This is a genomic window from Geodermatophilus sp. URMC 65 (assembly GCF_053502545.1).
Map to the genome: position 1 here is coordinate 3,692,364 of NZ_CP199954.1, position 17,866 is coordinate 3,710,229.

Genomic DNA, 17,866 nt, shown 5'->3' on the forward strand with positions numbered 1-17,866 from the left:
GGGCGGCCCCTCCCGGGTCCCGCGCCGGGCGTGCGAGACGTGGGGAGAAGGGTGGTCCTCTCAGTAGCCGGGACCGAGCTGGCCGACGGCGTCGAGCAGGCGGCGCAGGCTCTCCAGCCGCTCCCGGCGGGCGGGCGGGCCGGCATCGGCCCAGGCGTCCAGCGCGCAGTCGGGGTCCTCGGCGGTGTGCCCGCAGCCGGGCGGGCAGTCCACCGCGGCCTCCGCGACGTCGTCGAACGCGGCGACGACGTCCTCGGCCGTCACGTGCGCCAGGCCGAACGAACGGATGCCGGGGGTGTCGATGACCGTGCCACCGCCGGGCAGGTCGAGCAGCACCGCCGAGGACGACGTGTGCCGGCCCTTGCCGACCTTGCTCACGTCGCCGATGGCCCGGTCGGCGTCGGGCACCAGCCGGTTGACCAGCGTGGACTTGCCGACGCCGGACTGACCGACCAGCACGCTCATCCGCCCGTGCAGCCGCTCCAGCAGCGGGTCCAGCGGCGTCTCCCGCGACATGGGGACGGCGTCGACGTCCAGGCCGGCGTAGCGGTCGAGCAGCGGCTGCGGGCTGGCCAGGTCGGTCTTGGTCAGGCAGAGCAGCGGCTCGAGGCCGCCGGCGTAGGCGGCCACCACGCAGCGGTCGAGGAAGCCCAGCGCGGGATCGGGGTCGGCGACCGCGGTGACGATGACCAGCTGGTCGGCGTTGGCGACCACCACGCGCTCGGTGGGGTCGGTGTCGTCGGCGGTGCGACGCAGGGACGTCGTCCGGTCCTCGATGACGACGATGCGGGCGAGGCTGTCCGGCCGGCCGCTGGTGTCGCCCACCAGCCGCACCCGGTCGCCGACGACGACGCCGTGCCGGCCGAGCTCGCGGGCGCGCATCGCGGTCACCTCGAGCGGGACGCCGGCGGGGCTCTCGATCCGCACCGTCATCCGGCCGCGGTCGACGGCGACCACCAGACCCGGGACGGCGTCGGAGTGGGTCGGCCGGGTGCGGGTGCGCGGCCGGGAGCCGCGCCGGCTGGGCCGGACCCGGACGTCGTCCTCGTCGGACCGGGAGTCGTGTCTGCGGGGACTCAGGGCAGGGCTCCCGCGGGCGTCTCCAGCATCCCGTCCCAGCGCGCCACGAAGTCCGGCAGCGTCTTGCTCACCGCGCCCGGGTCGCGCACCTCGACGCCCTCGACGGCCAGCCCGAGCACGGCCGCGGCGTGCACCATCCGGTGGTCGGCGTAGCTGTCCAGGCGCGCCGCCCGGTGCGGCCCCGGCTCGATCACCAGGCCGTCGGGCAGCTGCTCGACGCGGGCGCCGACCGCGGTGAGCACCTCGTCCAGCGCCTGCAGCCGGTCGGTCTCGTGGCCGCGCAGGTGGCCCACGCCGGTCAGCCGGGAGGTCCCGTCGGCCAGGGCGCAGAGCGCGGCCAGTACCGGCGTCAGCTCGCCCACCTCGCCGAGGTCGGCGACCAGCGGGCGGATCGTCCCGGTGCCCGTGACCCGGAGGCCCTCGTCGGTGCGCTCGACGTCGGCGCCCATGGCACCGAGCAGCACGTCCAGCTGGCCGCCGGGCTGGGTGGTCTCCGCGGGCCAGTCGCGCACCGTCACCCGTCCACCGGTCACCAGCGCGGCCGCGAGGAAGGGAGCCGCGTTGGACAGGTCGGGCTCGAGCACCTCGTCGCGCGCGGCGACGGAGCCGGGGGCGACCCGCCAGCCCGGCTCGGTGCGGACGACGTCGACGCCCCGTTCGCGCAGCGACTCCACGGTCATCTCCACGTGCGGCATCGACGGCACCCCGCCGGCGAGGGCGAGGTCGACGCCCTCGTCGAAGCGGGCCGCGGCCAGCAGCAGCCCGGAGACGATCTGCGAGGACTCGCTCGCGTCCACGGTCACCGCGCCGCCGCGCACCCGCCCGGTGCCGTGCACGGTGAACGGCGCCCGGCCGCGGCCGCCGTCGTCCACCTGCACGCCGAGGTCCCGCAGCGCCGCGATCAGCCCGGCGTTGGGCCGCTCGTGCAGCCGCGGGTCGCCGTCCACCCGCACCGGGCCGTCGGCCAGGGCGGCGACCGGCGGCAGGAACCGCAGGACGGTGCCGGCCAGGCCGGCGTCGACCTCGGCCGGGCCGCGCAGCTCCCCGGGGCGGACCAGCCAGTCGTCGCCGTCGGACGTCACCCCGACGCCGAGCGACCGCAGCGCGGCGGCCATGAGATCGGTGTCGCGGGCCCGCAGCGGGCGCACCAGGCGGCTGGGCCCGTCGGCCAACGCCGCGAGCACGAGCGCGCGGGCGGTCAGCGACTTGGAACCGGGCAGGGCCACGACGGCGTCCACCGGCGCGCTGCGGTGCGGCGTCGTCCAGACCTCGCTCATGCGTCCATCCTGCCCTGTCGCGCCGACCCTCCGGCCGGCGCGACAGGGGAGGGGTGGGCTCAGCCGGCCGCGGCCGCGTCCGCCGGCTCGGCCTTCTTCGCCCCCGCGACGCGCACCAGGCGGCGGTTGGCGAACTCGAACATGCCCAGCTCGGAGAGTTCGCGGCCGTAGCCGGAGTTCTTCACACCGCCGAACGGCAGCTCCGGCGAGGTCCCGGACGGCGAGTTGATCCAGACCATGCCGGACTCGACCTGGTCGGCGACCTTCCGGGCGCGCTCGACGTCGCTGCTGAAGACGGTGGCCGACAGCCCGTAAGGGGTGTCGTTGGCCAGCTGCACCGCCTCCTCCTCGCTGGAGACCCGGTACACGACGCCCACCGGGCCGAACAGCTCCTCGCGATAGGCCCGCATCTCCGGGGTGACGTCGGCCAGCAGGGTGGCCTGGACGTACGCGCCCTCGCGGTCGGGGCGACCGCCGCCGGCGAGGACCGTCGCGCCCTTGTCGATCGCGTCCTGCACCTGGGCGGTGAGGTCCGCGGCGGCGCGCTCCGAGGACAGCGGGCCCAGCCGGGTGGAGGGCTCGTTCGGGTCGCCCGGCTGCAGGCCCGAGAAGACCTCCGCGAGGCCGCTGACGAACTCGTCGTAGACGTCGTCCATGACGATGAACCGCTTGGCGGCGATGCACGCCTGGCCGGCGTTCATCGTCCGGGACATCGCCGCAGCCTTCACCGTCTGCTGCACCTCTGGGGCGTCGAGGACGATGAACGGGTCGCTGCCGCCGAGCTCGAGCACCGACTTCTTCAGGTACTTGCCCGCCAGCGAGGCCACGGCGCTGCCGGCCCGGTCGCTGCCGGTCAGCGTCACGCCGGCCACGTGCGGGTGCGCGATCACCTTCTCGACGTCGGAGATGCGCAGGAACAGGTTGGTGTAGACGCCGTCGGGGACGCCGGCGTCGTGGAACAGCTGCTCCAGGGCCAGCGCCGTCTGCGGGTTGTTCTCCGCGTGCTTGAGCAGGAGCGCGTTGCCCAGCACCAGGTTGGGCGCCGCGACGCGGGCCACCTGGTACAGCGGGAAGTTCCACGGCTCGATGGCCAGCAGGACGCCTGTCGGCTCGTTGACGACGATCGCCTCGCCGTCCATGACGTCGATCGGCCGGGGCTCCAGGAAGCGCGGCCCGTTTTCCGCGTAGTACCCGAAGATGCCGGCGACCAGCATGGCCTCCCCGGTCGCCTCGCGGACCGGCTTGCCCATCTCGCGGGTGACGAGGGCGCCCAGCTCGTCGCGGCGCTCGCGCACCAGCTCGCCGATCCGGCCGACGATCGCGGCGCGCTCCTCGACGGGCCTGCGGCGCCACTCCTGGAAGGCGGCGTGGGCCCGCTCGACGACCCCGTCGACCTCGTTGCTGTCGAGGAAGGGGAACTCCTTCTCGGTCTGCCCGGTGGCCGGGTTGACGGTCGCGTACGGCCGGTCGCCGGTGCTGCTGGCGGTCTTGCCGGCCGGGGCGGTCTCGGTGGTGGTCACTGCCCTGTGTCCTCCGTCGCGTGTCCGGTTGTGTCCGCCCTCCGTCCTACCCCTCGCCCCCGGGGGCACGCGCAGGGGACGGCGGATGTCGGAGGGGCACTCTAGGCTCGTGATCACGGTCCGCCGGGCCGCCGCCCGTCGTCCGCAGGGAGGAGTGCCGCCGTGTGTGGCCGCTACGCCGCCAGTCGCCGTCCCGAGGACCTCGTCCTGGAGTTCGACGCGGTCCCGGCCGAGGGGCAGTCCCCGCTCCCGGCCGACTACAACGTCGCCCCGACCAAGGACGTCTACGTCGTGCGCACCAAGCGGGAGCGCGACGCGGAGGGGGCGCCCACCGGTGCCGCGCACCGGGAGCTGCGCGCCGTCCGCTGGGGCCTGGTGCCCTCGTGGGCCAAGGACGCGTCCATCGGCAACCGGATGCTCAACGCCCGCGTCGAGTCGCTCACCGAGAAGCCGGCCTTCCGCCGCGCCGCCCGCTCCCGCCGCTGCCTGGTGCCGGCCGACGGCTGGTACGAGTGGGCCAGGAAGCTCGACGGTCCCGGCAAGCAGCCGTACTACATGACCCCGCGCGACGGCTCGGTGCTCGCCTTCGCCGGCCTCTGGGAGGTCTGGGGCGAGGGCGACGACCGGCTCTACACCTGCACGGTCATCACCGAGCCCGCCGTCGGCGCGCTCACCGAGATCCACGACCGGATGCCCCTGGTGCTGCCGCGCGAGCGCTGGGCGGACTGGCTGGACCCGACCCGCGAGGACGTCGCGGAGCTGGCCGCGCCGACCCCGCCGGAGCTGGTGGAGGGCCTGGAGCTGCGGCCGGTGAGCCCCGCGGTCAACAGCGTGAAGAACAACGGCGTCGAGCTGACCGCCGGCGTCGAGTCGGTCGCCGCGCCGGCCGACCAGCCCGCGCTCTTCTGAGGTGGCCGGCACCGACGAGGCCCTGACCGAGAGCGGGGACCGGACCCGATCGGCCGCGCTGCCCGACTGGGTGGCCGCCGTCGTCACCTTCCTGGCCTCCGGCGCCGTCCTGGTGCTGGAGATCGCCGGGCTGCGGCTGATCGCCCCCTACGTCGGGATCACCCTGCAGACCAACACCGCGGTCATCGGCTTCGCGCTGGCCGCGATCGCGGTCGGGGCGTGGACGGGCGGCGCGCTGGCCGACCGCACCGACCCGCGCCGGCTGATCGCGCCGCTGCTGGTCGCCGGTGGCGCACTCGTGGTCGCCGTCCTGCCGCTGGTGCGCTTCGCCGGGACGGTGCTCACCGGTGCCGACGCCGGCAGCGTGCTGCTCCTGGCCGCCGTCGCCGTCGTCGTCCCCGCGGCGCTGCTGTCGGCGGTGCCGCCGATGGTGGTCAAGCTGCAGCTGGCCAGCCTCGCCGAGACCGGCTCGGTGGTCGGCCGGCTGTCGGGCATCGGCACCCTCGGCGGGATCGCCGCCACGTTCCTCACCGGCTTCCTGCTGGTCGCGGTGTTCCCGACCAGCGGCATCCTCGTCGGCACCGGCCTGGTCACCGTGCTGGCGGGGATCGCGGTCGGGGTGCTGCTGCGGCGGCGCACCGGCGGTGCCGTCGGGCGGGTGCCGGTGGCGCTCCTCCTGCTGACCGTGGTCGGCGCGCTGCTCGCCGCGATCGCGCCCAGCCGCTGCCAGGCCGAGACCGCCTACCACTGCGCGCGGGTGGTCGCCGACCCCGAGCGGGACAGCGGCCGGGTCCTGGTCCTCGACACGCTGCGGCACTCCTACGTCGACCTGGTCGACCCCACGTACCTGGAGTTCGAGTACGTCCGGGCGATCGCCGCCGTCACCGACGCGATGGCGCCTGCGGGCGAGCCCCTGTCGGCGCTGCACCTCGGCGGCGGCGGGGCGACCGTGCCGCGCTACCTCGCCGCCGTCCGCCCGGGTACCGAGAGCCTGGTCGTCGAGGTCGACCCCGGGGTGGTCGCGATGGACCGCGAGCAGCTCGGGCTGACCGAGACCGACGGACTGCGCGTCGAGGTCGCCGACGCCCGCGTCGGGCTCGGGCAGGAGGCACCGGGGGAGCGCGACCTCGTCGTCGGCGACGCGTTCGGCGGGCTGTCGGTGCCCTGGCAGCTGACCACCGTGGAAGCGCTGGGTCTGGTCGACCGCGCGCTCACCGACGACGGCGTCTACGTCGCCAACCTCATCGACCACCCGCCGCTGGGCTTCGTGCGCGCCGAGCTGGCCACCCTGCAGGCGGTCTTCCCGCACGTCGCGCTGCTCGCCCGGGACGCCGTCCTGGCGGGGGAGGACGGCGGGAACGTCGTGGTCCTGGCCTCGCAGCAGCCGCTGCCGCTCGACGCGGTCGGCACCGCGCTGGGCGAGCGGGACCTGGACTGGCGGGCGGCCTCCGGCGCGGGGCTGGCGGAGTTCGTCGGGGACGCCGAGGTGCTCACCGACGACCACGCGCCGGTCGACCAGCTGCTCACCCCCTACGCCGCCCCGGGCTCCTGAGTCCGGATCCCGCCCTGAGCTCGCGAAGGGGGGAGGACGGGGTCCTCCACGGTGGGGGGCGAGGGGTCCTCCTTCAGCGGCTGATGGCGGCGGTGCGCGCGCGGGTCAGCCGCACGAGGTCTGCCGGCGCCAGCTCCACCTGCAGGCCCCGCCGTCCGGCGCTGACCATCACGGTGGGGAAGTCCAGGGCGGACTCGTCGACGACCGTCGGCAAGGCCTTGCGCTGCCCGAGCGGGCTGATGCCGCCGAGGACGTAGCCGGTCGTGCGCTCGGCGTCGGCCGGGTCGGCCATCGTCGCCCTCCGCCCACCGGTCGCCACCGCGAGCGCCTTGAGGTCCAGGCTCCCGGCCACCGGGACGACGGCGACGGTCAGGGCGCCGTCCACCCGGGCGACCAGCGTCTTGAAGACCTGCCGCGGGTCCTGGCCGAGCGCGGCCACCGCGGCCTCCCCGTACCCGTGGCCCTCGGCGTGCTCCGGGTCGTAGGTGTGCAGGGTGTGGACCACCCGGGCCCGCTCGAGAGCCCGCACCGCGGGGGTCGCCGCCACGCTGCGGGAGCGTAGAGGACCCCCTCCTCCCGCCCCTCGCGAGTGCGGGGCCGTGCCGGGGAGGGGGCCGTCGCTCACACCGGGGAATGGGGGCCCACGCCCGCACGGTTGGAGAGGGCGTGAGCAGCACCCTCTCCACCAGCGCACGCCAGCGCCCTGCGCTCCGGCGGCCCCCGGGCCGACCCGGTGCCGCGCGGCTAGGATCGTCGGAGGCGGTGGCCCGCGTCCGGGTGCCGCAGAGAGGACGGTCGGTGCCTGAGGAGTCCGTGGACCGCACGCCCGAGACCACGACCACCGACGCCGTCGAGGAGAACTCGCCGGTCGAGGTGCCCGAGGCGCGCGAGGGCGGCAGCCGCACGGAGGTCGACGAGACCCGTGCCGAGCGCGACGCCCGTTTCGAGCGGGACGCGCTGCCCTACCTCGACCAGCTCTACCCGGCGGCCCTGCGGATGACCCGCAACCCGGCCGATGCCGAGGACCTGGTCCAGGAGACGTTCGTCAAGGCCTACTCGGCCTTCCACCAGTTCGCCGAGGGCACGAACCTCAAGGCCTGGCTGTACCGGATCCTGACCAACACCTACATCAACAGCTACCGCAAGAAGCAGCGGCAGCCGCAGCAGTACCCCACCGACCAGGTGCAGGACTGGCAGTTGTACGCCGCCGAGGAGCACAGCTCCAGCGGGCTGCGCTCGGCGGAGATCGAGGCGCTGGACCACCTCCCGGACTCCGACATCAAGGAGGCCCTCCAGCAGCTGCCGGAGGACTTCCGCCTGGCGGTCTACCTCGCCGACGTCGAGGGGTTCGCGTACAAGGAGATCGCCGAGATCATGGGTACGCCCATCGGCACGGTGATGTCCCGCCTGCACCGCGGTCGCCGCGGGCTGCAGAAGCTGCTGGCCGACTACGCCCGGGAGCGCGGCTTCGTCCGGGCCGGTGCCGGGGAGGAGGCGAGCCGCTCGTGACCAGCGACCAGCGTCCGGACGCCGGCGAGCCGATCTCGATCGACTCCTGTGACGACGTCCTGTCCCACGTGTTCGAGTTCCTCGACCACGAGACCGAGCCCGCCCGGCGCGAGGTCATCGCCGAGCACCTCGAGGACTGCTCGGGCTGCCTGCGGCAGTTCGGCATCGAGCAGGAGTTCAAGGCCCTGGTCCGCCGGCGCTGCGGAGGCGACACCCCGCCGCCCGGCCTGCGGGACCGGATCAAGCTGCAGCTGACGAGCGTCTCCTTCGAGGAGGACGGCACCCAGGTCAGCGTCGAGCGGATCAGCGTGGAGCGCACGCAGGAGCGCCCCACCACCGCCTGAAGACCCTCGAACGCCAGAGGCCCAGAACCCGTCGGGTTCTGGGCCTCCCGCGCTCGGCCCTCCGCAGGGCCCCGCTGGCCCCGTCCAGAGGCTCGCCGCGAGCTTGCGAGCGGTGAGCAGGACGGGGTCCTCTCTCAGGCGTTGGGGCGCTTGCCGTGGTTGGCCTTGTTCCCCTTGCGGGAGCGCCGCTTGCGTCCACGCTTGGACATCGCTGCCCTCCTTCCCTCGTCGTCGCTGCGGGCCCGGTGCCGGGCCCCTGGACACCTCTGGGTGACCCGGGGCGCGTGTGGCGCTGCCACCCCGGGTGGACCCGTCAGGCTGGACCCCCAGCCTCTCACGAGCCCGCGCGGCACCCGCCCCCTGTGGCGGTCCGGTGGGGCGCGGGGTAAGGCTGGGAGGCTGGAGCGCGTCGAGGTCGGTGGAAGGCGGTTCGGGACGTGGCACACGTCGGGATCGAGAGCGTGCTCGTGGCAGGCCGCGGGCCGGCCGCGTGCGCGGTGATGGCGGCCTGCTCACGCCTGGACGTGAAGACCGTCGCTGTCCACTCGGAGGCCGACCGCAACGCCCGGCACGTGCGGCTGGCCGACGACGCGATCCTGCTCGGTCCGGCCCCCGCCGCGGAGTCCTACCTCGCCGTGGACCGGATCGTCGAGGCCGCTCGCCGCAGCGGCGCGCGGGCGGTCCTCCCGGTGCCCCCGGCACTGGCCGGCAACGCCCGGCTGGCCGGTGCGGTGGTGGCCGCCGGCCTCACCTGGGTGGGGCCCTCCGCCGCGGTGCTGGAGCGGCTCGGTGGGGACGGCGTCGAGCCGGCCAGCGAACGCGGGTTCCTCGCCGTGGTCACCGACGGCGGCCTGCGCTGCACGACCCCGGTGTCGCGCGACCGCGCCGCCGGCATCGCGCGCGTCTCCTGGACCCCCGAGGAGCCCTTCGAGCTGCCTCCGACGGCCAAGCGGCTGCCCGAGATCGGCTGGCGCGGCCTGGTCACCGTCGGCATCGCCCCGGACGGTGAGCTGGCCGAGGTGGCGGCCGGGTTCTCCCTCGACATGACGGTGCTGGAGCGGGCGCACGGCGTGGACGCCGTCGAGCTGGCGCTCCGCAGCGCGGCGGGCGACTCGGCCGCCGACACGGGGACGGGCGCGCCGCCGCGGCGGGCGGTCACCGTCCAGCTGCGCTCGACGCTGCCGCCGGGTCGGGGTGGGCGGGTCACCGGTCGACTGCCCCGCTCGGACCGGCACACCACCGTGGAGCGCGGGGTCGAGGTCGTCGCGGTGAGCGGCTACGACCCCGGTGATCGGCTGGACCGCTGGTACGACGCGTTGCTGGCGACCATCAGCGCCGGCGCCCGGGACACCGCGACCGCCGCTCGGGCCGCCAGCGACGTCCTCGGCGCGGTGCCGGAGGTCGGCGTGCCGCACGACGGCCCCGAGGTGTGCGCGGTGCTCGAGCGGCTGGCCTCCGGGAGCCCCGCGTCCGAGGTCTGACGCGTGCCAGGATGGGCCGACGACGAGCTCAGGGAGGTGCGGTGGCGGTCGAGGAGGTCCACGCCGAGATGGTGTCGAGCGTCTGGAAGGTGCTCGTGCAGCCCGGCAGCGAGGTGGCGGCCGGCGACACCCTGGTGATCCTCGAGTCGATGAAGATGGAGATCCCCGTTCTCACCGAGCGGGCCGGCACCGTCCGCGAACTGCACGTCGTCGAGGGCGAGGTGCTCCAGGAGGGCGACCTCATCGCCACCGTCGACGGGTGAAGGACCCCCTGCCCCCCGCCACTCGCAGGCTCGCGGCGGGACCGTGCAAGGGGCCAGCGGGGCCGGGGCGGGGCCGCCTCAGAGGTCGAGGGCGTACACGAGCAGGTCGACGCCGGGCGCGGGCTGCCAGTCCCGTTCCGGCAGCCGGGTGGAGGCCAGCCGCTGGTGGAGGCGCTGCGCCGCCGTCATCCGCCGCTCCGTCGAGAGCACCACCCGCCGCTTGCCGGCCGCGCGGGCCTGCTCCAGGCAGGTCCGCACCAGCAGCTCGCCGATCCCGCGGCCCTGCACGGCCGGGTCGACGACGAGCATCCGGAACGCCGCCTCGTCGGCGGACCGGGTGACCTCGCCGAAGTCACCCGAGAGCACCAGCGCCACGCTGCCGACCACGCGGCCCTCCTCGTCCCGCACGACGAGCAGTTCGGCCCGGGTCGGCCCGCGCCGCGACGTCGCGCAGCTGCACGCCGTACTCGGGGGAGGCCAGCCCGCCGCTCACGTGGACGTCGTGGGTCAGCTGCCCGATCCGCGGGAGTCGTCGGGGCGGGCGCGGTCACGGTCCGGGCCGGTGCGTCGGGGGACCAGGACACGGCGACGAGCCTGAGCGGATCCCTCCTCGCACCCCTCGTCCAGACGGCTCCCTGCAGGGGCCCGCCGCTGGCCCCGTCCAGGGCACCGCCCCGAGCGTGCGAGGGGTGGGGAGGAGGGGGTCCTTCCTCGGTGAGGGGCAGGGGGTCCTCTCTCATACCCTCGGAGCCACCATGAACAGCCTCTCCGAACGCCTCACCCGAGGCTCGGCGTCCGCACCGGCCCAGGTCGACCACGCCCGCCGGCTGGTCGCCGACTGGCAGCTGCTCGCCGACCTGTCGTTCGCCGACCTGACGCTGTGGGTGCCGCTGCCCACCGGGGCGTGGTGGTGTGTCGCCCAGGTGCGCCCGCTCACCGCCCCCACCAGCCAGCCCGAGGACCTCGTGGGCTCGGAGGTGGAGGGTCCGGCCGCGGAGCCGTTCGTGGTGGCGCACCGCGAGGGCCGCCCGGTGACCGAGGGGGAGCCGGACTGGTCGGGCAGCACCCCGCGCCGACGGGAGGTCGTGCCGGTGCGCCACGACGGCGTGGTCGTCGCCGTCCTGGCGCGGGACACCAACCTGGCGGTGACCCGGTCGCCGTCCACCCTGGAGCTGACCTACCTCGACATCGCCGCCGACCTCTGCCTGATGGTCTCGGCGGGCACGTTCCCGCCGGAGAAGCCCCTGGACGCCGAGCTGAGCCCACGCGTGGGCGACGGGCTCGTGCGGCTCGACGCCGACGGTCGGGCCGTCTACGCCAGTCCCAACGCGTTGTCGGCCTACCGCAGGCTGGGCGTCACGGGGGACGTCGTCGGTGCCGACCTGGCCCGGCTCACCCGGGACGCCGCGGTCGACCGGGTGGCCGGCGAGGCGGTGGCAGCCGGCATCCGGGCCGCGGTGGCCGGGCGGTTCCCCGACCCGATGGACGTCGACAGTGTCGGGGCGACCCTGCTGGTGCGGGCGCTGCCGCTGCAGGCGCCCGGTGCCGAGGAGGGCGCGCTGGTGCTCGTGCGCGACGTGACCGACGTCCGCCGGCGGGACCGCGCGCTGCTGACCAAGGACGCCACCATCCGGGAGATCCACCACCGGGTGAAGAACAACCTGCAGACGGTCGCCGCGCTGCTGCGGCTGCAGGCCCGCCGGATGACCGAGCCTGCCGCCCGCGAGGCGCTGGAGGAGTCGGTGCGCCGGGTGTCGTCGATCGCGGTGGTGCACGAGACCCTGGCCGGCAGCCGGGAGGACGTGGTGGACGTCGACGACGTCCTCGACCGGGTGCTGCCGATGCTGGGCGACCTGACCTCCGTGGGCCCCGCCGCGCGGACGCGCCGGGTCGGCCAGTTCGGCGAGCTGCCGGCGGTCGCCGCGACGCCGCTGGTGCTGGTCGTCACCGAGCTGCTGCACAACGCCGCCGAGCACGCGTTCCCCGACGGCAGCCCCGGCAGCATCGAGCTGGTGGCGGAGCGGGACGGTGACGACCTCGTCGTCCGCGTGGTGGACGACGGACGGGGGCTGCCCGAGGGGTTCGACCCCTCCGCCAGCGAGGGACTGGGCCTGCAGATCGTGCGCACGCTGGTCGCCAGCGAGCTCGGTGGCAGCCTCGCCATGACGAGCCCGCCCTCCCACCCCGCCGACTGCCGCACCGGGACCGAGGTGGTGCTCACCCTCCCCAGCGCGGGCCGTCTCCGCCGTTAGGCCATCGGTCCACGGGCAGCGACTCAGCGTCGGTGGGGACGACACCTGGCCGCGGTGTCGGCGGACGGTGACGCAGACACGCCACGGGGCCGGTCCGTGGATCCCGGACCGGCCCCGTGGCCGTGCAGTGTGGCGGTACCGGGCTCGGGGCCCGGGCGCCGTGGTGCGGTGTGCTCAGACGGTGCGGACGCGGGTGCGGGCCTGACGCCGCTTGAGCGCCCGCCGCTCGTCCTCCGAGAGCCCACCCCAGACGCCGGAGTCCTGCCCCGAGCGCAGTGCCCAGTCCAGGCACGACTCGGTGACGGGACAGCGGCGGCACACACCCTTGGCCTGCTCGATCTGCACGAGAGCGGGGCCGGTCGTCCCGATGGGGAAGAACAGCTCCGGGTCCTCGTCGCGGCAGAGCGCGCGGTGGCGCCAGTCCATGGCGGTGTTCTCCTCGATGTCGTCTACGGTGTGGTGCAGTCGTCGCCGGCCTCGGACGATCCGCAGGCCGGCACCGGGGTGACCAGCGCCATGGCACAGCGACTTCGTGCAGTGTTACCGACAGGTTGCTTTCCTCCCGCGATGTTTTCACGGCGAGGACACCTGTCAAGCAGAACGAGGGCATCGGTCGACCCCTCGTGAGCAAGCTCACCACGGCCATGGTAGGGCTCGCCACTCGGCCAGCGGAAGCTCCCGCGCGGTCCGTTGACAGGCGGCCGGGTCCGTGTGAAAGCGCAGGTCAGCGACCACCAGCGGAACCGTGTGGTTCCTGAGGCTAGACGACGACGGTCAGCGCCGAGGGGACGCTGCGCACCCGCAGTCCGGTCGCCGTCCCGAGGTGGTCGCCGTCGAGCTGCCACCCCTGCGGACGGCGTGCGGTGAGGGTCAGTTCGTCCAGGTCGTGCCAGCGGTGCACCCCCTCGCCGCGGACGTCGGGCCGCGAGGCGAACACCTCGCGCACGTGGTGCAGCATCCGGACGATCCCGGTGCGGCCGAGTGCGAAGACGTCCAGGCCGCTGTCGAAGGTGGCGTCCGGGGTCGGGTTGACCGCGCGGGCGCCCAGGTAGGTCCACGGCGAGACGTTGGAGACCAGGCAGAGGAAGAGCCCGTCGAGGGGCGGACCCCCGGGCGGGTGGGCCGACATCGCCGGGTCGCGGCGCTCGCGGCCGAACACGAACGTGCTGGTCGCCTCGAGCACGTAGAGCAGCCCGGTCGAGCGGAGCCCGCGGGCGCGGTGGACCTCCACCCGGCCGATGACGTCGGCGTCGAAGCCCAGCCCGGCGGAGAAGGCGAACCAGCGCTGCTCGCTCCACCCGGGGTGGGCCGCGGCCCCGGCGTCGGCGGCGGACTGCGCCAGCGCGGGGTCGGGCAGCCGGGCCGGCGCCGTGGTGGCGCCGCGGACGCTGGCCGTGCCGAGCGAGATGCGCCGGGTGCGCCCGGCGCGCAGGGAGTCGAGGACCTCGCGGGTCGCGGTCAGCGGGTCGCGGGCCCGGCCCAGCGCGCGGGAGAACACGTTTGTCGACCCGCCGGGCACCACGGCGAGCGGCGGGACGTGCTCGCCGGGGCCGTCGTGCAGCAGGCCGTTGACCACCTCGTTGACCGTGCCGTCACCGCCGAGGGCGAGGACGACGTCGACGCCGTCCACGCACGCCTTGCGAGCCAGCTCGCTGCCGTGGCCGCGGTGGGTGGTCTCGGCCAGCTCCACCTGCAGCTCGCCGGCGAGGGTGGTGAGCACCCGGTCGCGCACGCCGCGGTTGGTCGTCGTCGCCGCCGGGTTGGCCACCACGAGCGCGCGCATGGCAGTCAGGCTAGCCAGCGACGCGGCCCACCCCGGCGCTGGCGTGGCACGGGCGCGGGAACGGGCTCGGGGGTCCCGCGGGACGCCGTCCCGGGGGTGTCCCGGCGCGTACCCTGCCGGTCGTGACCGAGCAGTCCGGAGCCAGGCCGTCGCGGGACCGCCGGCGGGTGGAACGGCTGCTCGGCGGCGCGGCCGAGCCGGCGCCGCCACGCCCGGAGCGGGAACGAGCGGCGCCCCCGACGGCGGTGCGCCGGGCGGCGCTGGTCGCCGGCGTGGAGGCCGCGGGGCTGGCCGCGGTCGCCCTGTGGCTGCTCGTCCTCACGTTCACCTCGACCGCCGACAGCGTCGGGCGGGCCCTGGCCGAGGTGGTCTACGTCGGCATCTTCGCGGTCGCGTTGGGCGCGGCCGCCGTGGGGCTGTGGCGGGTGTCGCCGTGGTCGCGCGGGCCGGTCGTCTTCCTGCAGCTGCTGCTGGGCCTGTTCGGCTACTACTCGGCGTTCGAGTGGGGTGGCGCGTGGGTCGGCGTCCCGCTGCTGGTGCTGGTGGCGACCGAGCTGTACCTGCTGGCCACCCCGGAGGCCCGGCTCGCGTTCGAGGACCGCTGACGAAGGACGCCGCGTCCCCTCGGCCCTGTCCAGAGGCTCACCGCCAGCCCCGTCCAGGGCACCGCCCCGAGCGGAGCAAAGGGGTGGGGAGGACGGGGTCCTTCCACGGTGAGGAGGACGGGGTCCTCTCTCAGACGAGGTCGACCACGTCAGCGATCGAGTCCAGCACCCGGCCCGGCCGGAACGGGAAGCGCGCGACGTCGGCGGCCTGGGTCGACCCGGTGAGCAGCAGGATGGTGTCCAGGCCGGCCTCGATGCCCGCGACGACGTCGGTGTCCATCCGGTCGCCGATCATGACCGTCGACTCCGAGTGCGCCTCGATCCGGTTCATGGCGCTGCGGAACATCATCGGGTTCGGCTTGCCCACGAAGTAGGGCTCCGAGCCGGTGGCGCGGGTGATCATGGCCGCCACCGAGCCGGTGGCCGGCAGCGGGCCCTCGGGGGAGGGGCCGGTGACGTCGGGGTTGGTCGCGATGAACCGCGCCCCGGCGCCGACCAGCCGGATGGCGCGGGTGATGGCCTCGAAGGAGTACGTGCGGGTCTCGCCGAGGACGACGTAGTCCGGGTCGGTGTCGGTGAGCGTGTAGCCGGCCTCGTACAGCGCGGTGGTCAGGCCCGCCTCGCCGATGACGTAGGCCGAGCCGCCCGGCAACTGGGTGGACAGGAAGTCCGCGGTCGCCAGCGCGGAGGTCCAGATCGACGCCTCGGGCACCTGCAGGCCCGACCGCGCCAGCCGCGCGGCGAGGTCGCGCGGTGTGAAGATCGAGTTGTTGGTGAGGACGAGGAAGCGCCGGCCCGCCGCGACCAGCCGGTCGAGGAAGTCCGCGGCGCCGGGCAGCGCCAGGCCCTCGTGCACGAGGACGCCGTCCATGTCGGTCAGCCAGCACTCCGCCGGCTTGCGGTCGGTCGTCACGCGCACGTCCTCGGGGTCGGGCCGCTCATGGCCAGGCGGTCAGCACCTCCGCACCGTAGTGCCCGGCGAGCGTGGCGACCCGTTCGGCGTCGGGTCCGGGCTCACCCACCGGGACGGTGCGGTCGGGTGCCGGACGGCCGAGTCCGACGAAGAGGGACTCCAGGCCGCTCGGCGTGCACAGGGTGAGCACCTGCACGGTGTGCGAGTGCACCGGGAGCAGGTGGGGGTCGTCCCGTGGACGGAGGACGAGCGACCCGGGCGTCGCGGAGGGCTGACGGCGAACGGTGTGCGCGGCATCGGGACCCAGGTCACGCGGGCGACCACGCCCACGGTGGCAGCCGGGCGGTGCGGCGTCGTCGTCAGGAGCGGCGGTCGGCCGCGAAGGTGGCCAGGGCGTCATCGGTCAGGCGGAAGACCGTCCACTCGTCCATCGGCACCGCACCGGCTGACTCGTAGAACTCGATCGAGGGCGTGTTCCAGTCCAGCACCGACCACTCCAGGCGGTCGTACCCGCGCTGCACGCACAGGTCGGCGAGCGTGCGCAGCAGCTCCCGGCCCAGCCCGCTGCCGCGGTGCCGGGGCTGGACGTAGAGGTCCTCGAGGTGGATGCCGTGGGTGCCGCGCCAGGTGGAGAAGGTGAGGAACCACAGCGCCGTCCCGACGACCTGTCCGCCGGCCACGGCGACGTGCCCGAAGAGCTGGGGGGCGTCGCCGAACAGCGCCGCGGACAGCTGGTCCTCGGTCATCCGCGCCTCGTGCGGTGCCTTCTCGTACTCGGCCAGCTCGCGCACCAGGCCCACCACGACGGGGACGTCGTCGGGGCCGATGGGCCGGACCGTCACGTGAGCAGCTCCTTGAGGCGGGCCGGCACCAGCCGGCCGAGCGGCGCGAACACCGGCACGAGGACCGGTGCCAGCAGGTAGCCGTAGGCCAGGACGCAGCCGGTCACGACCGGCACGAACGCGAAGCCGACGATGACCGCCAGCGCCGCGACGATCAGCCCGTACGGCCGCCCGCTCTTCGGGCTGACCAGCGAGCGGAACGAGCGGAAGCGGATCGTGCTGACCATCAGCAGCGCCGGGACGGCGACGATGAGCAGCACCCACAGCCGCTCCCTGCCCTGCATCTGGCCGCCGAACGCGAACACCGAGGCGAGCACGACACCGGCCGCGCCGGGGCTCGGCATGCCGGTGAAGTACCGCTTGTCCGCGGTCGGGTCGATGGTGGTGTTGAAGCGCGCCAGCCGGATGGCCGCGCACGCCACCCACAGGCCGCAGACGACCCAGCCCAGCGGGTCCCAGGCGTCGCGGCCCTCGGAGAACAGCGTGAAGGCGACCAGCGCCGGGGCCAGCCCGAAGGACACCAGGTCGGCCAGCGAGTCGAACTGCAGGCCGAAGGGCGTCACCGCCCCCACCAGCCGGGCCACGGCGCCGTCGGCGATGTCGAAGACCACCGACAGCCCGACCAGGACGGCGGCCAGCGTGTACTGGCCCCGGATCGAGACCAGGATCGCCACGAAGCCGCACATCATGTTGGCCAGCGTGAACAGGCTGGGCAGCGTCGCCAGCGCCCGTCGCCGGCTGCCGCGCACCGATCCGCGCACGAACTCGACGGTCGCCGTGCGCCGGGTCTGTGGGAGCCGGGCTCCGGACGAGGAGCTGGGCACCAGGGGCCTCCTCAGCGAGCGCCGGACCAGCGGGCGATGACGGTCTCGCCGCCGCGCACCCGCTGGCCCACCCGGACGAGCACCGTGCAGTCCCGGGGGACGAAGACGTCCATCCGGGAGCCGAACTTCATCAGGCCCATCCGTTCCCCGGTGGTCAGCCGCCGGCCGACGCCGGTGCGGGTGACGATGCGGCGGGCGAGCACGCCGACGATCTGCCGGAACACCACCGTTCGGTCGCCGTCGCGCAGCCACAGCTCGCTGCGCTCGTTCCGGTGCGCCGACTCCTTGCGGTAGGCGGCCAGGAAACTGCCCCTGCGGTAGGAGCTCTCCACGACCTCACCGTGGTACGGCGAGCGGTTGACGTGCACGTCGACGACGGACAGGAACACGCTGACCTGCTGCCAGTCGCCCGCGGGGGCGGGTTCCGGGGCGACGCCCTCCTGCGGCTCACCCGCGACCAGCACCACGCCGTCCGCGGGGGAGAGGACGTCGTCGGGTGCCGGCGCCTCGACGTCGCAGCGCCGGTCGGGGTCGCGGAAGAACAGCGCCATGTAGGCCGACAGGAGGACGAAAGGCCAGGCGGCGAGGCGGAGGCCGCGACGGCCGCCGGCGCGGCCTGCCGCGGCGAGCACGGCGGCCGGTGCCAGGGGTCCGGTGATGAAGGGCCACCCAGCCCGGTCGATACGCATCGAGGTCAGACGGTACCGGGCCG

21 protein-coding genes are annotated in these 17,866 nt (G+C 74.9%); 8 read left to right on the forward strand and 13 right to left on the reverse strand.

Annotated features, from left to right (window positions below; translation table 11 throughout):
• Positions 1-60: 60 nt before the first annotated feature.
• The 3 genes from rsgA to ACWIX7_RS17930 form a co-directional block, all read right to left on the reverse strand.
• The gene (gene rsgA, locus ACWIX7_RS17920) at positions 61-957 is read right to left on the reverse strand and encodes a ribosome small subunit-dependent GTPase A (RefSeq protein WP_448617777.1); all 897 of its coding nucleotides are present in this window, start codon (positions 955-957) and stop codon (positions 61-63) included.
• Between the two features lie 119 nt (positions 958-1,076).
• The gene (gene aroA / locus ACWIX7_RS17925) at positions 1,077-2,357 is read right to left on the reverse strand and encodes a 3-phosphoshikimate 1-carboxyvinyltransferase (RefSeq protein WP_448617778.1); all 1,281 of its coding nucleotides are present in this window, start codon (positions 2,355-2,357) and stop codon (positions 1,077-1,079) included.
• A 59-nt stretch (positions 2,358-2,416) separates the two neighbouring features.
• Positions 2,417-3,877 (reverse strand): NAD-dependent succinate-semialdehyde dehydrogenase, encoded by a 1,461-nt coding sequence (locus tag ACWIX7_RS17930; RefSeq protein WP_448617779.1) that lies wholly within the window; start codon positions 3,875-3,877, stop codon positions 2,417-2,419.
• 162 nt (positions 3,878-4,039) lie between these two features.
• On the opposite strand from ACWIX7_RS17930, the gene ACWIX7_RS17935 reads away from it, so the two are divergent.
• Entirely contained in the window at positions 4,040-4,786 is a 747-nt protein-coding gene (locus ACWIX7_RS17935; RefSeq protein WP_448617780.1) for an SOS response-associated peptidase, read from the forward strand.
• Position 4,787: 1 nt separating this feature from the next.
• Positions 4,788-6,338: a fused MFS/spermidine synthase gene (locus ACWIX7_RS17940; RefSeq protein ID WP_448617781.1), complete on the forward strand. Its 1,551-nt coding sequence runs from the start codon at positions 4,788-4,790 to the stop codon at positions 6,336-6,338.
• Positions 6,339-6,411: 73 nt separating this feature from the next.
• Here ACWIX7_RS17940 and ybaK read toward each other — a convergent pair whose 3' ends face one another.
• Entirely contained in the window at positions 6,412-6,885 is a 474-nt protein-coding gene (gene ybaK, locus ACWIX7_RS17945; RefSeq protein ID WP_448617782.1) for a Cys-tRNA(Pro) deacylase, read from the reverse strand.
• Between the two features lie 251 nt (positions 6,886-7,136).
• Between ybaK and ACWIX7_RS17950 the strand changes: the two genes are divergently transcribed.
• Positions 7,137-7,847 (forward strand): sigma-70 family RNA polymerase sigma factor, encoded by a 711-nt coding sequence (locus ACWIX7_RS17950; RefSeq protein ID WP_448617783.1) that lies wholly within the window; start codon positions 7,137-7,139, stop codon positions 7,845-7,847.
• Positions 7,844-8,191, forward strand: a complete 348-nt coding sequence (gene rsrA / locus ACWIX7_RS17955) for a mycothiol system anti-sigma-R factor (RefSeq protein ID WP_448617784.1) — start codon at positions 7,844-7,846, stop codon at positions 8,189-8,191. The genes ACWIX7_RS17950 and rsrA overlap by 4 nt, the downstream gene beginning before the upstream one ends.
• 134 nt (positions 8,192-8,325) lie before the next feature.
• Here rsrA and ACWIX7_RS17960 read toward each other — a convergent pair whose 3' ends face one another.
• Positions 8,326-8,400 (reverse strand): 50S ribosomal protein bL37, encoded by a 75-nt coding sequence (locus tag ACWIX7_RS17960; RefSeq protein ID WP_014377707.1) that lies wholly within the window; start codon positions 8,398-8,400, stop codon positions 8,326-8,328.
• A 228-nt stretch (positions 8,401-8,628) separates the two neighbouring features.
• On the opposite strand from ACWIX7_RS17960, the gene ACWIX7_RS17965 reads away from it, so the two are divergent.
• Positions 8,629-9,672, forward strand: coding sequence for a biotin carboxylase N-terminal domain-containing protein (locus ACWIX7_RS17965; protein WP_448617785.1), 1,044 nt, complete (start codon positions 8,629-8,631; stop codon positions 9,670-9,672).
• 41 nt (positions 9,673-9,713) lie between these two features.
• A complete protein-coding gene (locus ACWIX7_RS17970; protein WP_091212776.1) occupies positions 9,714-9,935 on the forward strand; it encodes a biotin/lipoyl-binding carrier protein in 222 nt (73 codons plus the stop codon).
• Between the two features lie 78 nt (positions 9,936-10,013).
• On the opposite strand, the gene ACWIX7_RS17975 is transcribed toward ACWIX7_RS17970, so the two are convergent.
• Positions 10,014-10,322, reverse strand: a complete 309-nt coding sequence (locus tag ACWIX7_RS17975) for a GNAT family N-acetyltransferase (protein WP_448617786.1) — start codon at positions 10,320-10,322, stop codon at positions 10,014-10,016.
• Between the two features lie 368 nt (positions 10,323-10,690).
• On the opposite strand from ACWIX7_RS17975, the gene ACWIX7_RS17980 reads away from it, so the two are divergent.
• Positions 10,691-12,187: a sensor histidine kinase gene (locus tag ACWIX7_RS17980; RefSeq protein WP_448617787.1), complete on the forward strand. Its 1,497-nt coding sequence runs from the start codon at positions 10,691-10,693 to the stop codon at positions 12,185-12,187.
• Positions 12,188-12,361: 174 nt separating this feature from the next.
• On the opposite strand, the gene ACWIX7_RS17985 is transcribed toward ACWIX7_RS17980, so the two are convergent.
• Both ACWIX7_RS17985 and ACWIX7_RS17990 read right to left on the reverse strand, forming a co-directional pair.
• Positions 12,362-12,613: a WhiB family transcriptional regulator gene (locus ACWIX7_RS17985; RefSeq protein ID WP_448617788.1), complete on the reverse strand. Its 252-nt coding sequence runs from the start codon at positions 12,611-12,613 to the stop codon at positions 12,362-12,364.
• A 334-nt stretch (positions 12,614-12,947) separates the two neighbouring features.
• Positions 12,948-13,970: a diacylglycerol/lipid kinase family protein gene (locus tag ACWIX7_RS17990; protein ID WP_448617789.1), complete on the reverse strand. Its 1,023-nt coding sequence runs from the start codon at positions 13,968-13,970 to the stop codon at positions 12,948-12,950.
• 122 nt (positions 13,971-14,092) lie between these two features.
• On the opposite strand from ACWIX7_RS17990, the gene ACWIX7_RS17995 reads away from it, so the two are divergent.
• Positions 14,093-14,575: a hypothetical protein gene (locus ACWIX7_RS17995; RefSeq protein WP_448617790.1), complete on the forward strand. Its 483-nt coding sequence runs from the start codon at positions 14,093-14,095 to the stop codon at positions 14,573-14,575.
• Between the two features lie 130 nt (positions 14,576-14,705).
• Here ACWIX7_RS17995 and ACWIX7_RS18000 read toward each other — a convergent pair whose 3' ends face one another.
• The 5 genes from ACWIX7_RS18000 to ACWIX7_RS18020 form a co-directional block, all read right to left on the reverse strand.
• Positions 14,706-15,488, reverse strand: coding sequence for an HAD-IIA family hydrolase (locus tag ACWIX7_RS18000; RefSeq protein WP_448617791.1), 783 nt, complete (start codon positions 15,486-15,488; stop codon positions 14,706-14,708).
• 25 nt (positions 15,489-15,513) lie between these two features.
• On the reverse strand, positions 15,514-15,699 hold the full coding sequence (locus tag ACWIX7_RS18005) for a hypothetical protein (RefSeq protein WP_448617792.1): 186 nt from the start codon (positions 15,697-15,699) through the stop codon (positions 15,514-15,516).
• Between the two features lie 148 nt (positions 15,700-15,847).
• A complete protein-coding gene (locus tag ACWIX7_RS18010; protein WP_448617793.1) occupies positions 15,848-16,330 on the reverse strand; it encodes an N-acetyltransferase family protein in 483 nt (160 codons plus the stop codon).
• A complete protein-coding gene (pssA, locus tag ACWIX7_RS18015; RefSeq protein ID WP_448617794.1) occupies positions 16,327-17,154 on the reverse strand; it encodes a CDP-diacylglycerol--serine O-phosphatidyltransferase in 828 nt (275 codons plus the stop codon). Before pssA ends, ACWIX7_RS18010 begins: the two co-directional genes overlap by 4 nt.
• A gap of 11 nt (positions 17,155-17,165) precedes the next feature.
• Complete coding sequence (locus ACWIX7_RS18020; RefSeq protein ID WP_448617795.1) at positions 17,166-17,843, reverse strand: phosphatidylserine decarboxylase; 678 nt, start codon at positions 17,841-17,843, stop codon at positions 17,166-17,168.
• Positions 17,844-17,866: the final 23 nt, after the last annotated feature.